The 14,484-nt window shown below is 46.2% G+C and carries 22 protein-coding genes, 1 tRNA gene and 1 other annotated feature; of the genes, 21 read left to right on the forward strand and 2 right to left on the reverse strand.

Annotated features, from left to right (window positions below):
• The first annotated feature begins 162 nt into the window (after positions 1–162).
• The 5 genes from QOR82_RS03910 (at position 163) to QOR82_RS03930 (ending at position 2,396) form a co-directional block, all read left to right on the forward strand.
• Positions 163–579, forward strand: coding sequence for a terminase small subunit (locus tag QOR82_RS03910; RefSeq protein WP_283583465.1), 417 nt, complete (start codon positions 163–165; stop codon positions 577–579).
• An 83-nt stretch (positions 580–662) separates the two neighbouring features.
• The gene (locus QOR82_RS03915; protein ID WP_283583466.1) at positions 663–899 is read left to right on the forward strand and encodes a hypothetical protein; all 237 of its coding nucleotides are present in this window, start codon (positions 663–665) and stop codon (positions 897–899) included.
• Between the two features lie 84 nt (positions 900–983).
• Positions 984–1,595 (forward strand): hypothetical protein, encoded by a 612-nt coding sequence (locus QOR82_RS03920; protein ID WP_283583467.1) that lies wholly within the window; start codon positions 984–986, stop codon positions 1,593–1,595.
• Between the two features lie 4 nt (positions 1,596–1,599).
• Positions 1,600–1,836, forward strand: a complete 237-nt coding sequence (locus tag QOR82_RS03925) for a hypothetical protein (protein ID WP_283583468.1) — start codon at positions 1,600–1,602, stop codon at positions 1,834–1,836.
• A gap of 188 nt (positions 1,837–2,024) precedes the next feature.
• Entirely contained in the window at positions 2,025–2,396 is a 372-nt protein-coding gene (locus QOR82_RS03930; protein ID WP_283583469.1) for a capsid assembly scaffolding protein Gp46 family protein, read from the forward strand.
• Between the two features lie 99 nt (positions 2,397–2,495).
• Here QOR82_RS03930 and QOR82_RS03935 read toward each other — a convergent pair.
• A tRNA-Arg gene (locus QOR82_RS03935) sits at positions 2,496–2,569 on the reverse strand.
• 159 nt (positions 2,570–2,728) lie between these two features.
• Here QOR82_RS03935 and QOR82_RS03940 point away from each other — a divergent pair.
• The 14 genes from QOR82_RS03940 (at position 2,729) to recN (ending at position 13,010) form a co-directional block, all read left to right on the forward strand.
• Positions 2,729–3,364: a TetR/AcrR family transcriptional regulator gene (locus QOR82_RS03940; RefSeq protein ID WP_283583470.1), complete on the forward strand. Its 636-nt coding sequence runs from the start codon at positions 2,729–2,731 to the stop codon at positions 3,362–3,364.
• A 46-nt stretch (positions 3,365–3,410) separates the two neighbouring features.
• Positions 3,411–3,480 (forward strand) — a sequence feature (ribosomal protein L21 leader region).
• Positions 3,481–3,496: 16 nt separating this feature from the next.
• A complete protein-coding gene (rplU, locus tag QOR82_RS03945) occupies positions 3,497–3,805 on the forward strand; it encodes a 50S ribosomal protein L21 (RefSeq protein ID WP_283583471.1) in 309 nt (102 codons plus the stop codon).
• 2 nt (positions 3,806–3,807) lie between these two features.
• Entirely contained in the window at positions 3,808–4,131 is a 324-nt protein-coding gene (locus tag QOR82_RS03950; protein WP_283583472.1) for a ribosomal-processing cysteine protease Prp, read from the forward strand.
• A 23-nt stretch (positions 4,132–4,154) separates the two neighbouring features.
• Complete coding sequence (rpmA, locus tag QOR82_RS03955; RefSeq protein WP_283583473.1) at positions 4,155–4,436, forward strand: 50S ribosomal protein L27; 282 nt, start codon at positions 4,155–4,157, stop codon at positions 4,434–4,436.
• Positions 4,437–4,522: 86 nt separating this feature from the next.
• Positions 4,523–5,596 carry a M24 family metallopeptidase gene (locus tag QOR82_RS03960; RefSeq protein ID WP_283583474.1) on the forward strand — a complete coding sequence of 358 codons (1,074 nt, stop codon included), beginning with the start codon at positions 4,523–4,525 and terminating at the stop codon, positions 5,594–5,596.
• A 77-nt stretch (positions 5,597–5,673) separates the two neighbouring features.
• Positions 5,674–6,120: an Asp23/Gls24 family envelope stress response protein gene (locus QOR82_RS03965; RefSeq protein WP_283583475.1), complete on the forward strand. Its 447-nt coding sequence runs from the start codon at positions 5,674–5,676 to the stop codon at positions 6,118–6,120.
• Positions 6,121–6,122: 2 nt separating this feature from the next.
• Entirely contained in the window at positions 6,123–6,536 is a 414-nt protein-coding gene (gene nusB, locus QOR82_RS03970) for a transcription antitermination factor NusB (protein ID WP_283583476.1), read from the forward strand.
• A gap of 117 nt (positions 6,537–6,653) precedes the next feature.
• Entirely contained in the window at positions 6,654–7,517 is an 864-nt protein-coding gene (locus QOR82_RS03975; protein ID WP_283583477.1) for a bifunctional 5,10-methylenetetrahydrofolate dehydrogenase/5,10-methenyltetrahydrofolate cyclohydrolase, read from the forward strand.
• Positions 7,504–8,862, forward strand: coding sequence for an exodeoxyribonuclease VII large subunit (gene xseA, locus QOR82_RS03980; protein WP_283583478.1), 1,359 nt, complete (start codon positions 7,504–7,506; stop codon positions 8,860–8,862). The genes QOR82_RS03975 and xseA overlap by 14 nt, the downstream gene beginning before the upstream one ends.
• Complete coding sequence (locus QOR82_RS03985) at positions 8,849–9,136, forward strand: exodeoxyribonuclease VII small subunit (RefSeq protein WP_283583479.1); 288 nt, start codon at positions 8,849–8,851, stop codon at positions 9,134–9,136. Before xseA ends, QOR82_RS03985 begins: the two co-directional genes overlap by 14 nt.
• A gap of 10 nt (positions 9,137–9,146) precedes the next feature.
• Complete coding sequence (locus QOR82_RS03990; protein ID WP_283583509.1) at positions 9,147–10,022, forward strand: polyprenyl synthetase family protein; 876 nt, start codon at positions 9,147–9,149, stop codon at positions 10,020–10,022.
• A 13-nt stretch (positions 10,023–10,035) separates the two neighbouring features.
• A complete protein-coding gene (locus QOR82_RS03995; RefSeq protein WP_283583480.1) occupies positions 10,036–10,857 on the forward strand; it encodes a TlyA family RNA methyltransferase in 822 nt (273 codons plus the stop codon).
• Positions 10,858–10,862: 5 nt separating this feature from the next.
• The gene (locus tag QOR82_RS04000; RefSeq protein WP_283583481.1) at positions 10,863–11,312 is read left to right on the forward strand and encodes an arginine repressor; all 450 of its coding nucleotides are present in this window, start codon (positions 10,863–10,865) and stop codon (positions 11,310–11,312) included.
• A 15-nt stretch (positions 11,313–11,327) separates the two neighbouring features.
• Complete coding sequence (recN, locus tag QOR82_RS04005; protein ID WP_283583482.1) at positions 11,328–13,010, forward strand: DNA repair protein RecN; 1,683 nt, start codon at positions 11,328–11,330, stop codon at positions 13,008–13,010.
• Positions 13,011–13,061: 51 nt separating this feature from the next.
• On the opposite strand, the gene QOR82_RS04010 is transcribed toward recN, so the two are convergent.
• Complete coding sequence (locus QOR82_RS04010) at positions 13,062–13,385, reverse strand: hypothetical protein (protein WP_283583483.1); 324 nt, start codon at positions 13,383–13,385, stop codon at positions 13,062–13,064.
• Between the two features lie 164 nt (positions 13,386–13,549).
• Between QOR82_RS04010 and gmk the strand changes: the two genes are divergently transcribed.
• Together gmk and rpoZ are read left to right on the forward strand one after the other, a co-directional pair.
• A complete protein-coding gene (gmk, locus tag QOR82_RS04015) occupies positions 13,550–14,164 on the forward strand; it encodes a guanylate kinase (protein ID WP_283583510.1) in 615 nt (204 codons plus the stop codon).
• A gap of 1 nt (position 14,165) precedes the next feature.
• Positions 14,166–14,384: a DNA-directed RNA polymerase subunit omega gene (rpoZ, locus tag QOR82_RS04020; RefSeq protein ID WP_283583484.1), complete on the forward strand. Its 219-nt coding sequence runs from the start codon at positions 14,166–14,168 to the stop codon at positions 14,382–14,384.
• Positions 14,385–14,484: the final 100 nt, after the last annotated feature.

The raw sequence follows: 14,484 nt of genomic DNA on the forward strand, positions 1-14,484 counted from the left end.
ATTTGGTTATTAAACTAATTCTACCCGTTATGGGTTATTTTTTTAATTTATGTTGCACTTGAATTGTAAATTCTCAGGTAATTTCTACGGACTTTGCACCGATAATTTAATGTTTGCACTGATTTAGTACGTGTTTTTGGAAAGGTGGTGTGGTGAGATGCCATGAAATTAACGCAAAAACAGAAGCAGTTTGCCGATGAATACATTATTTCTGGTAATGCCATACAAGCCGCCATTAAGGCTGGTTATTCAGACAGATATGCTCACACCAATGCTAGTAAACTACTACAAAATACTACATTAAAAGCATATATGTCGGAAAAACTAGCAGATATTGAGTCGCACAAGATTGCTGATCAAGCTATTACTGCTATTGCTCGTGGTAAGACGATGAAAACCCAAGCGTCAATTAATCTGTTGACTGGTCAATGGGAAAAGACATTAGTCCCCGCTGATCTTAAAACGAGATTGAATGCTTGGAAAGAGATTCTCAAGCGCTACCCATTGACCGATGAACTGGCAAAAAGCTCAACTGCGCAAAACCAATGCCGATGCACGAGTTGCCGAGGCACGTGCTAAGTCGATGGAAGACAACGGCGCTGATGTTGAAGTGCTGCTTGATAAGATGCTTGAAACTGTAGCAAGAAAGGATGAGAAGAGTCATGAGCATGAACGATCTGCTGACAGCTAAACAGCAAGAAGTTCTGCACAGCTATTTGTCCGGTGACTCTAAGATGATGATCTTGACTGGTGCCATTCGTTCTGGCAAGATATTCATCGACAACTTACCTTTCTATATGAGTTGCGGCGAACGGCAAATATGGCTAAAAAGCGAGGCAAATTGCACCCACAATACATTCTTGCTGGCGCTTCGTCTGGTTCAATCCAAAACAACGTGATCAACTCTTTGCGGAATCAGTTTGGTATTGATTTGAAACCTGACTGGAACAACTATTTCCATCAAGAAGAATGGTTACAACTTTGTGCAATGGTTTGCGGAGCCAAAAGCATGTGCCATATGTTCTCGAATAGCTCATGCTAATAATGGATATGGCCCTGGTATTTACAAGATTAGCAAGGCCCCAAAGATTCCAGACGACACTCACCCCAATTGCCGGTGTTCCATCTCTGAAACATGGGTCGATGATTCCAATGAAAGAAGACGATTATCTGCTGCAGGAGCCTTAAATAACACAAATGATCCTGATATGTCGAAACGCTATCGACATGCAAGAATGTATTACACGGAATTACGTAATTCGAAGCGTTCTTCATTGATACAAAATATGCAGCAGAGCAGTCAATTACCTGAATCTGTTGTTATTAGTGCTTTGAGACATGTATTGGATTCGAAATATAGTTTAGACAATGGTGCAGGAACTTCTATCCAGCATTTTTATCCTGACTATGATATGGCGCAAAGCTTCCAACGGCTTAATGAAGGCGACCCAACAGATTATGATATAATTATGTTGCAACATGAAGCATTGGAAGCACAATATATGGATGATGGAATGGACTATGAAACAGCCCACATTAAAACAAATAAAACATATAACTATGCTGCCGCTCTGCTGAAAGCTAAAAAGAGGTGAGAGCATGGGCTTCTTAGTTGTAGATGTCATTAAAATAGATGGCAATGTACGCCGGTTTAAATTAAGATCGGATATTGAAACTGCCACTGCAGAGCTCAATACAAATACAGGCAAACTGAAGGTTGATGGATTTCAAGACACACTAAAATACGTGTTCTCTTTTGAAATGCTAACTAATCGCTTATTAAAAATCACAAAGAGTTTGCCGGAGCAAACACATTTTTGCTTTGGTAATGGGTAAAAAAGCATTCAGGTAAATAATCTGAGTGCTTTTTGTTTTCTCAATTAACCTATTTTCTTAGGGAAACCTTGTACGTCAGGGCTTCCCTTTTTTCATACTTAAATTATTTGGACTTTTTACTCGCTTGCAGTTCTTAAAGAACAACCCGGATACTACAGACCACCGAGTCTATAAACTGAGGTGTTTTCATGATGGACTTGCAATTCTTTTCTGATACCGCTGCTGCTCCCACTAATGGTGCACCAGAAGGAAGCAGCAACGATCAGTCAGCAGAGCAAACGTCACAGCCTGAAGCAAAGGAACCAGCTAAGCAGGAAAAGACGTTTACGCAAGACCAAGTTGATGAAATGATTCAGAAACGGCTTGATCGTGCATTAAAGGGTAAACAGCAAGAGATCGACGATGCTAAGGCTGAAGCTGTAAAGTACGCCAAGATGAATAAGAACGAGAAACAAGCTCATGACCTTGAGAAGGCACAACAAGCGGCTAAGGTTGAAAACAAAACAAGAGACTACAACCCCCATCTTAGAAAATCAATAGTACGCAATACGGGAAAATAAAAAGTGAGTGAAAAAATTACCGTAAATAAAAAAAGCACTCTTAAAATGAGTGCTTTTAGACGTCGAAACGCTGATATGTCCTTTTGGAATGAGCCTAAATGAGGCGGGAGGGGTTCGAACCCTCGACCGTTCGCTTAGAAGGCGAATGCTCTATCCAGCTGAGCTACCGCCCCAAACGTTTTTTAGTATAGCGATTTTATCGTCGCAAAGTCAATACTGGCAGTGAGAATATTGTAATAATTTCCTTAGTGGTCACCTCTTGACCGGTCATATAAGTATTTATATAATTATGAACACTTAGGGGAAATTATATATTGGGGAGGATTTATTTGATGACAGATCGACGTATTGACCCACGGGTTGTGAAGACACAACGGCGATTACGGCGAGCTTTGGTTGAGCTGATGCAGTCGATGCCAGTCGGATCGATTAGTGTCCAGCACATCACTTCCCGGGCAAACGTTACGCGGGGTACTTTCTATCTGCATTACCGTGATAAAAAAGATTTTGTGTCCATCACGCTTACCCAAGTGCTGGATGACTTCTTCCGGGCCGTCTCTGTGAACGACAATGTGATTTTGGGGAGAAAATTACTGCGTCTCCAAACTTTCGGCGTTGAAGCAGCTTTTTTATACCTGCATCGGCACCCAGCTGAGGCTTCGGTGCTTTTTGACGATCGGCATAAGGACTACTTGTTCAGCGTCCTCAAGAAGCGTCTCTACCAAAACGTTGCTGCCTTTACTAAGCAGGCTGATGAGAATGATACAGAGCAGTCGGTAAAACTAGAGATGCAGCAGGCTTTCATTATTCATGGTGTTTTGGGATTGTTCAGCTGCTGGGTTGCCAAAGGAATGAAGGAAAATGCCGTTGAAATGACTGATGATTTAGAGCAGCTCCTGAGTCATAATGACCTTCATTTGGCGGTTAGCAAGTACTTTAATACCAAGAAAATCAACAATCATTCTTGACGAGGATCTGAATCCCTGCTAACATAAGAGCGTTGTATTTGTGAACCGACAACTACAACCGCACGACAAACGAGTTCAAAGCAATTGCTACTCGTTCGGCGAGTCTTAGATACCAAGGAGGTGCACAAGAAGATGTACGCAATTATTGTTACTGGTGGTAAGCAATACAAGGTAGAAGAAGGCAAGGCCATCTACGTTGAAAAGCTTGACGCCAAGGCTGGTGACAAGGTAACTTTTGACCAAGTTGTCTTTGTTGGTGGTGACGATGTTAAGATCGGCAAGCCATTAGTTGACGGCGCTTCTGTTGAAGGCAAGGTTGACAAGCAAGGCAAGGAAAAGAAGGTTGTTACCTTCAAGTACAAGCCAAAGAAGCACACCCATACTAAGCAAGGTCATCGTCAACCATACACCAAGGTTACGATTGACAAGATCAACGCTTAGTCATGATTAAGGCAATCTTTCAAGTTGGGCCTGATCACGCCTACCGGTCATTTCAGTTGACTGGGCACGCCGACTCTGTTGACGAGGGTTATGATCTGGTTTGTGCGGGAGTTTCTTCATTGACTCTAGCATGCGTGAATGCTTTGACGGAAGTCGCACATCACGCACCGACGCAGACTGCTAACAGCAAAGATGGTGGTTTTCTAAAAATCACTTCAATCGATGCTGGAAGTGATTCACAGGTGATTTGCCAGACGCTGTTGAATGGTCTGTTGGATATTCAAGAACAGTATGGGCAGTACCTACAAGTCAAAATTAAAGAATGAAACATCATGTGGAGGTGAACACAATGGTTATGGATTTACAATTCTTCTCACACCACAAAGGTGGCGGTTCAACTTCAAACGGCCGTAAGACTGCTGGTCGTCGTTTAGGCACCAAGGCAGCTGATGGCTCAACCGTTACTGCTGGTTCAATTATTTACCGTCAACGCGGAACTCACATTCACCCAGGTGCAAACGTGGGCCGTGGTAATGACGACACCCTGTTTGCTAAGATCGACGGCGTTGTTAAGTTCGAACGTCTTGGTCGCGACAAGCGTCAGGTTTCAGTTGTTCCGGTTGCTGAATAGCAATTAGCGAATTAACTAACAAAAGGCTGTGACATTGTGTCGCGGCCTTTTTTGCTTTTTGCTAAATTAGTCGGTGGAGGTATAAGATGACACGAATAGAACGGCTACGGAAAAAATTTGCAAAGCTCTACCTGGACGCGATGCTCATCACCAACGAAGAAAACATTTATTACTTAACAGGTTTTCATTTGCTGCAAGGGGATGGGGTCCTCTTGGTCACTGATAATTACGCGATCATCATCAGCGATGCCCGCTACCAAACTGCTTTGGCCGCCTTTGATTCTGATGAAGTAATTGCAACGATTTCCGCGGATTACTTTGGAGCGGTTGATAAAATTTGCCAAGGGATGAAGATCAAGGTGGTCGGCTTTGAGGATTCAATCAGTTTCGCTGATTACGACCAGCTGGACGACTTGATGGCTGCCGACATCGTGCCTCAGACGAATTTGGTGGAGTCGATGCGGGCTATCAAAGATGCGGCCGAAGTTGAAAAAATTCGTCAAGCGGCAGCATTGCAAAGTGCAGGCTTTCAGTACGTTTTGCAAACGGCCCATGCAGGTATGAGCGAACGTGAATTGGCTAACCGGCTCGACTTTTGGATGAAGGATCATGGTGCGCAAAAGGCTTCTTTTGATACGATCGTCGCTAGTGGCCCCAATTCAGCTGAGCCGCACGCTACGGTGTCGGATCGGCAAATGCAGGAAGGCGACATGGTAACGTTAGACTTTGGTTATTTTTATCAGGGTTACACTGCCGATATGACACGAACTTTTGCTCTCGGAAAACCCGACCCGCAATTAAAGGATATCTATGCGATCGTCAATGCTGCCCGTCAGGAAGTGATTAAGGCAGCTCGCCCGGGGGTCCGTGGCGACCAACTCGATGTCGTTGGACGACAGCTAATCGATGAGGCCGGTTTTGCTGATAATTTTCAGCATGGGATGGGTCACGGGATTGGTCTTGCAATTCATGAGCTGCCAAGCTCATACAGTCCCGGTCGTGATGATGTGCGGTTTGCCAACAATCAGGTCATTACGGTAGAACCCGGAATTTATTTGCCCGGACTTGGCGGGGTGCGGATTGAAGATGATATCGTAATCACCCACCAGGGAGCACAAGTTCTGACGACAGCGCCCACCGAACTCCAAATCATCGACTAATTCAGGTGGATAATTGCATTTTAAAGATAGATAGTGCAAAATAAAAGAGATATAGAAGAGAAGCAGGAGGGCTGACAATGGCAAGAGATACAAATATTGTCTTAAGTAATGAGGATCAGTCATTAGGCAAGATCGAGATGTCCCCGCGGGTTCTAGAAATTATCGCCGGGATCGCCGCGAGCGAAATCAAAGGGGTCGTCAAGATGCATGGTTCCTTCTCTAATGGTGTTGGCCAACTGTTAGGCCATCATTCATCTGAGCGGAAGGGTGTCAAACTTTTTAGCGCTGACGACGCCATTACGATTGATGTCGACGTTTACGTTGCTTATGGTGTTTCGGTACCAAAAATCGCCGCTGAAATTCAGGATAAGGTTAAGCAACAACTTCAACTGATGACGAACCTGAAACCACGCGAGGTCAATGTCCACGTGCAGGGCATTATTCCGGTTGAAAAAGAAAATAAAGTGGACCAAAATGATATTTTTGGCCTTCACGCAAACGAAGAAGAGAATGAGGAAGACTAAGATTGGAAACTACGCGACACAAAATTAGGGAAACTGCCTTTCAAACATTGTTTGCATTAGAGTCAACGCCGGATGCTGACCGCGACACGATCTATCAAAATCTGCTGCACCTAAAAGAAGGCCAGCAGGCACCTGCTTACCTCGGACAGTTAGTCAATGGGGTACTTGAGCACAAGGATACTCTGGATCAGCAAATTAGCGGACTGCTAGCTTCTGGTTGGACGATTGAGCGTTTAGTGAAGGCGGATCTGGTCATTTTGCGGCTGGGACTGTACGAATTACAATACGAGCAGTCGTTGCCAACTGCGGTTGCTATTAACGAAGCCTTAGAATTGGCACGAACTTTTTCAGACGAAAAATCCCGGAAATTTATTAATGGTGTTTTGGGAAACTTCGTCAAGCAACATAAGAACTAACCATTATCTAAGCCGACATCTTATCAGGGTGCCGGTTTTTTTGTGCTTTCCAGATCTGAAAGCAAAAGCTCCTATGTTAGAATATGAGATGCATAGATTTTTTGAGGAGGCAGTTGCATGGCGGAAATAATTGACGGGCGTGAGCTGGCAAAGCAAGTCAATGCCCAAACCAGTCAGCGGATCAAACGGTTAGCGCAGCGGGGGGTTCAACCGGGGATTGCGGATATTCTGGTCGGCAATGACCCAGCTAGCCGAATTTATTCTCGTACGAAGCGGCGAAATGCCGAAAAAATGGGCATTAAATTCATGATTGCTCAATTCCCGGAAAACGCGACTGAAGAAGAGCTTCTGAAGACGATTGAACAGTTCAACCGTGATGACACGATCAATGCCATCCTTGTTCAGGCGCCGTTGCCAGATCATCTTGATCAAACTCATCTGATCAACGCCATTGACCCGCGAAAAGACGTTGATGGTTTCCACCCGGTCAACGTTGGTAAGCTATACAACAAGCAAGCTGGTAACTATCCGGTTGCTTGCACCCCACGGGGAATTATGAAGATGCTGGAACACTACAACGTTGACTTGCCAGGCAAAAACGTTGTCATCGTCGGCCGCAGTATTTTGGTTGGCCGACCGCTGCAGGCACTAATGATTAACGCAAACGCGACAGTGACGATTGCGGGCCGCCACACCCAACACCTCTCTGATCTGACCCGTTCGGCCGACATTTTGGTGGTGGCAGCTGGTCACCCCCAGATGATTGGTGCGGAAGATGTCAAACCGGGTGCCGTTGTAATTGACGTTGGAATTAACCGAAATGCTAAAGGTAAGCTGGTCGGCGACGTTGATTTTGATGCAGTCCGGCCGCTGGCAAGATTGATTACACCGGTCCCGGGTGGGGTCGGTCCGATGACCGTCGCTTCGATGCTTTCTCAATCAGTAGATTTGGCGGAGTGGAAGATCAATGGTGAAGAGTAGTGAATATCTCAGTGTCAGTGAATTAACTGACTATATTAAACGCAAATTTACGGTTGACCCTTACCTAAAGCGAGTGTATGTAACCGGACAACTCTATAATTTTCATTTACGGCGTGGTCATCAGTACTTTTCGATTAAGGACGAGCAGGCTGTCATCGGCGTGGCAATGTTTGCTCCCCAGTTTCGGAAGGTACAATTTCAGCCCAAGGATGGGATGAAGGTTTTGATTACTGGCCGGGTCGACGTCTACGAGCCACGGGGTAACTACCAGTTAATTGCTGAAACGATGGAACCAGATGGACTCGGGGCGCTTTACCTGCGCTTTAAGCAGATGGTTCAAAAGCTGCGAGGGGAGGGACTTTTCGACCTGCCCAAAAAGCCTTTGCCGTTGGTGCCCCGGCGGATTGCCGTCATCACTAGCCCATCCGGGGCCGTTATTCGAGACATTATTACGACGGCCCGGCGCCGTGATCCAAAAGTGCAGATCATTCTCTTTCCGTCAGCTGTTCAGGGCGACGATGCAGCTCCCCAGCTGGTCAAACAGATCGAGGCGGTTAACCGGATCGGCGATTTTGATGACCTGATTATCGGACGTGGTGGGGGGTCACTGGAAGACCTCTGGCCTTTTAACGAAGAGAGTGTTGCCCGAGCCATTGCCGCTAGCCAGGTGCCGGTAGTTTCCTCAGTTGGCCACGAAACTGACACGACAATTGCTGACCTGGTGGCTGACCGTCGGGTTGCTACCCCGACTGCGGCTGCTGAAGTGACGACGCCGGTTTTGACGGATTTAATTAGCCAGCTGTCCACGGCCAAAAACCGGTTGGTTCAGGCCGTCAATAGTCAACTGAAATTGTCTCAGCAGCATTTGAACGAACTAACCCAGTCTTATATCTTCCAAAGTCCCGAGCGCCTTTACCAAGGATATGAGCAAAATTTGTCCAACCTGACAACCAGGATGACGGCGGCATTTCAACATCAACTGCACCAACGGAGTCAAATTTTAAACCAGCGGCGAATGACGCTATTGCACTATTCACCAGCACAGCGGCTGAATGAAAGCCAGCACCAGCTAAAAGAGATAACGATGAAGCTTCAGCAGATCACTAAGGACAAGGTTCAAGCGGATGGTCAGTCACTTGTAACCTTGATTCGGCAGTTGGATAGCTTGAGCCCGTTGAAGGTGATGACGCGGGGCTATAGCTACGTCAGCCGTGATCAGCACGTGATTTCTTCAGTGGGCCAGTTAAACAACGGGGACACGGTTCAATTGCACTTCCATGACGGAAGCGCTGATGCACAGATTACAGAAACGCAGGCGGAGGAACAGAATAATGACAACAACTAGAAAAAAAGCAAGTTTTGAAGAGCAGATGCAAGAACTGGATCAGATTGTCAATCAGCTGGAGCAAGGAAATGTTCCGCTAGAAGAGGCCCTTAAACAGTTTAAGGAGGGAATGACCCTGGCCAATAAGCTGCAAAAGAAGTTGACGAGTGCGCAGAATACCCTCGCCAAAGTCATGGACGAAAGCGGCAATGAGCAGCCATACGAAAAAGCCGGCGATGATCCGACCAACGCAGGCAGCAACCAGGGTTATGATTCAGATCTAAAGGACATTTAAGGTGGTCATGATGACAAAAAAAGTTGCGCAGTACCAGGATTTAATCAATGACTATTTAGAACACCACGTGCGCGCTGACGTTGACCAAGAAACCCTGAGCGCTTCTATGACTTATTCATTGATGGCGGGTGGCAAACGGTTGCGGCCGGCATTGACTCTGACAACCACCGAAATGCTCGGTGCTCCGATTACTCAGTCAGTTTTAAAGGCCGCTTGTGCCCTTGAACTGCTACATACCTACTCATTGATTCACGACGATCTGCCGGCGATGGACGACGACCCGCTCCGGCGGGGCAAAGCCACCAACCATGTCCGCTTCGGGGCAGGGATGGCAACACTTGCCGGAGATGGGTTGCTGACCCTTGCCTTTCAGTGGCTGAGTGAAAATGGTCTGCCGGTAGTGATTCGCCTGCGGCTGGTGCAGGCTTTGGCAGAAGCTGCCGGCCCTGCCGGTATGGTTGCGGGTCAGGCTCGTGACATTCACTATACTGGCCGCAAACTTTCCTTAGCCGAATTACGCTATCTGCATCGCCAAAAAACCGGGGCACTCTTACGTTATGCGGTCGAAGCCGGCGGAATTATCACCAACCAAAGTGAACCCGTGATGGCCGCTCTATCTTCATTTGGCGCCAATTACGGTCTCGCTTTTCAAATTTATGATGATATCTTAGATTTGACGTCGACTCCAGAACAGTTGGGCAAAGCAACGCAGAAGGATGCTGGTGAAAATAAGAATACCTACCCGTCCCTGTTGGGCCTGGCAGGTGCAAAACAGCAGCTGGAAAAGGCTCTCACGGCAGCGCGACATGACCAAAGCAAGTTGGCAGCAGTATCCCAGCGGTCATTTGATGGTTATGATGAATTTTTGGCTTATTTTAAAGCGTAGGTGGTGAAGAATCATGGAGAAGGAACGAGTGGACGTCTTGTTGGTCAAGCAGGGCTTATTCGAGTCCCGTGAACAGGCTAAGCGGGCGGTGATGGCCGGCGAAATCCTTGGTGAGAACAATGAGCGCTTGGATAAACCCGGGGTGAAAATTCCGGTCACAACAACGCTGCGCATGAAGGGACATAAGATGCCCTACGTTAGCCGTGGTGGGCTTAAGCTGGCCAAGGCTTTGAAAGTTTTTAATATTAATGTAGATAGCAAGACTTGTCTGGACATTGGCTCTTCAACGGGCGGCTTTACCGATGTGATGCTCCAAAACGGGGCCCGCTTAGTCTACGCCCTTGACGTTGGGACGAACCAACTAGTATGGCAACTACGCGAAGATCCGCGGGTGGTTGTGATGGAACAGACGAATTTCCGTTACAGCAAGCTGGATGATTTCGATCAGGGACAGCCAACTTTTGCTTCTATTGACGTTTCCTTTATTTCTTTACGTTTAATCTTGCCACCATTAGCCCAGATTTTACCGATTGGCGGTGAGGTAGTATCGTTGATTAAACCCCAATTTGAAGCCGGTCGAGATAAAGTTGGCAAGCGCGGGATTGTTCACAGCCATGAGGTTCATCGGGATGTGCTAGCAACCGTTTTAAACTTTGCCAAAGAAAATCATTTTGACGTTCTCGGTCTTGATTTTTCACCGATCAAAGGGGGACAGGGCAACATTGAATTCTTGGCACACCTAAAACTCAGTTCAAAAGAAGGTGTGTTGGCCCCCGATATTGATATTGACAAGACATTGGCAGCGGCCGACGAAGAATTAAATAAGAAGGGGTGATCCGCTTGAACAAAAGTGAACGTCAGCAGAAAATTCGTGAATTGATTAGTCAACAAGATGTTGAACGGCAAGATGACATGGTCCGCTTGCTGAAAGCGGAAGGAATCGACGTCACACAGGCGACGGTTTCCCGTGACATTAAAGAACTGCAGCTGATCAAGGTGCCAAGCACTGATGGTGGTTATCGTTACAGTTTGCCAGCACGAAAGCAGCCGAACCTGAGCCAGCGTTTGCAAACGATGATGACTAATGATGTCCGGAAGTTAAAACTCAATGATCGTTTCATTGCTATGGTGATGAACCCGGGGCGAGGGCCATTGATGTCACAGCTGCTGCAGCAACTCAACATGAGTGAAGTTTTTATTGCATTGGGCGATGACAGTAACGTTTTGATAATTTGTAATTCACCAGAAGATGCCAAGACCCTCTATCAGAAGTTGCGGGACCAACAATAGCGGAGGGCGACTGAATTGCTACAAGAATTGACAATTGATAATTTAGCAATTATTGAGCACCAAACGCTCACTTTTTCTGACAATATGACGGTTTTGACCGGTGAAACTGGGGCCGGCAAGTCGATCATTATTGATGCGGTCGGTTTATTAGCTGGCAGCCGCGGTTCACAGGAGTACATTCGGCACGGTGCCGACAAGTTGTCATTGCAAGGGCAGTTTACAATTCCCCATGACGATGACTATTTGGCCTTGTTGGATCGTTTGGGAATTAACCATGATGACGACGTTTTAATCATCAATCGGCAGATTAACCGGAATGGGCGGAACACCATTCGGATTAACGGCTTATTGGTCAATACCACAATCCTGAAACAGGTTGGTGCTAACTTGGTTGATATTCAGGGACAAAATGAACACCAACAACTTTTGCAGCCGGAAAAACACTTGGGGATGCTAGACCAGTTTGCAGGGGCAAAACTTTTAACGTTACGTCGCCAGTATCAAGAACAATATAGCCAGTACATCAAACTTAAACGGGCAATTGAGAAACGTCAGAAAAACGAACAACAGTGGGCGCAGCGCCTAGATATGCTTCGCTATCAGGTTAAGGAAATTGGTGAAGCGAATCTGCAGACAGACGAGGAAGCACAGCTTAAAAAAGAACGGGAGCAATTAGCTCACTTTCAACAAATCAATACGGCCCTCCAAACAGTAACGGAGGCGTTGAACGGCAACGATGAATCTCCCGCGGTCCTCGACCAGCTAGCGACTGTGATGGACACATTATCCGGTGTCGCTAGCTTTGGGGATGATTATGCAGAAATGGATCGATCTTTATCGGATGCGTATTACTCACTGCAGGATTTGGCTGATAACGCGGGCCATCAGTTGGATATGCTGGAATTTGATGGTGATCGGCTTAACGCAATTGATGCTCGGCTGACGACCATCGGCAGCTTAGAGCACAAGTATGGTGATGATATTCCTGCGGTGCTGAAATACTATGATAAAATCAAGCAAGAATTAGCTGGGATGGAGGCCGCTGCTGATTCGGCAGATGATCTTAGTGAGGAACTAAGTGCGATTACCAAGCGTTTAACAAGCTTAGCTGAGCAACTGACCCGGTCGCGGCAGTCAGCAGCACATGACTTGGAGGATGCGGTTCATCAACAGCTGAAGTCCCTTTATATGGGCAAGGCCCAGTTTAAAGTGCATTTTGCTCCAGTACACGATTTTGGTCCCGAAGGTAGTGACGAGGTGGAATTCTATATCCAAACTAACCCGGGAGAAGGGATGGCACCGCTAGTGAAAATCGTTTCGGGAGGAGAACTGTCACGAGTGATGCTCGCTTTGAAGACGATTTTCGCCGTCAATGAGGGAGTAACTAGCATTATCTTTGATGAAGTTGACACTGGTGTTAGTGGCCGAGTAGCCCAAGCGATTGCTGATAAGATCAAAGGAATTGCCCAGCATTCCCAAGTTTTATGTATTACCCACTTACCCCAGGTAGCCGCAGTAGCCCAACATCACCTTTTGATTAAGAAAGCGGTACATGGTCAGCGCACCCTAACGTCAGTGACGCGACTAGGACATGAGGCGCGAGTTAGTGAACTGGCCCGTATGTTGTCAGGAGAAAAGATTACGAAGTTGACCCGCGAGCACGCCAGTGAATTGCTGAAGATGGGTCAACAAAACTAAAAGGGCCTGGCGGCATTGGATCCGCCAGGCCTTTGCAGCTTGGGATTTAAATTAACTGACATTGGCAATATATTGTACCTGCTTCAAACTGAAGAAGTAGGTAACATTATGATGGTGAAGAAGGTAATGGTCCGGTCCTAATCGATGTACCGTGCCAGTGATATTGGTAATTTGACCTTCTTTACTAACCGGTAGTAACTGGATAAAAATTTGAAAAGAATTCTCACTGGCTCGTTTGATAAAGAGCTGTCGCTGCCATTTGGGCTGCCGTTTTAAGAGCCGGTGCTGTTGGGGATCTGCTCGGAAAAAACGACTGATTGCTTGATAGAAACTATTAGATCCGGTTTGTTTAGTTGATGTTGGTTGATTTTGCATGATAATCGCTCCCGAACGTTTGTTTGCAATTAATAGTATACGAACATATGTTTTGAAATGCAAGCACGAGCTCTGATAAATTAAATTATAAAAAAGGGGCTTGAATTTCCTTGGATTATATTGCACAATACAACTAATACATTTCTGATAAGGAGTATCAAGTGATGACGAAACGTGGGATGTTAATTGTATTATCAGGGCCTTCTGGCGTAGGAAAGGGGACCGTTCGGAAGGCTATCTTTGATCAGCCTGGTAATGACTTTCAGTATTCTGTTTCGATGACAACTCGCAAGCCACGTCCCGGTGAAAAGAATGGTGTCGATTACTTTTTTGTTAGTAAGGAAGAATTTGAACAACACATTCAAAATGGTGAGATGCTGGAGTATGCTAAGTATGTTGACAACTACTATGGCACGCCATTAAAATATATTAATGATACCCTGGATTCTGGACACGATGTCTTTCTCGAAATCGAAGTAAATGGGGCGATGCAGGTTCGCTCTAAGTGTCCCGACGGTGTCTTTATTTTCTTGACGCCGCCTGATCTGATGGAACTCAAGCAACGGCTGATTCACCGGGGCACGGATAGTATGGACGTAATTAATAAGCGAATCCACAAAGCTTTCGGTGAAATTCGAATGATGCAAAATTATGATTACGCGGTCGTAAACGACCAAGTACCAAACGCGGTTGAGAAAATCAAGGACATCATTCGTTGTGAACGGCTACGGGTTCCGCGCGTGATGCCAGACTACCTCGAAATGTTAGGAGATAAGTAAAATGATTCTTTTTCCGTCTGTTGACGATTTACTGAAGCGGGTTGATTCACGTTACTCGCTCGTGATGCTGGCTAGCAAGCGGGCTCACGAATTAGAAAGTGGTGATCCGGGTGTCCTGGACCACTATGACTCGGTTAAACCCGTGGGCAAAGCCTTGGAAGAAATCGTTGCTGGCAAGGTAACGATTGATCCTAAGCAGACTGAGGACTTACAGGACTAGTCGCGATAACATAACAATGGCGAGCTGTCATTCATGGTTGAAAGACAGCTCGCTTTTTTTGTTGTCGGGCTGGCATGATATAATCGAAGCAACTTCAACA

The organism is Limosilactobacillus difficilis, from assembly GCF_947387495.1.
In the GTDB taxonomy this organism is placed as follows: domain Bacteria; phylum Bacillota; class Bacilli; order Lactobacillales; family Lactobacillaceae; genus Limosilactobacillus; species Limosilactobacillus difficilis.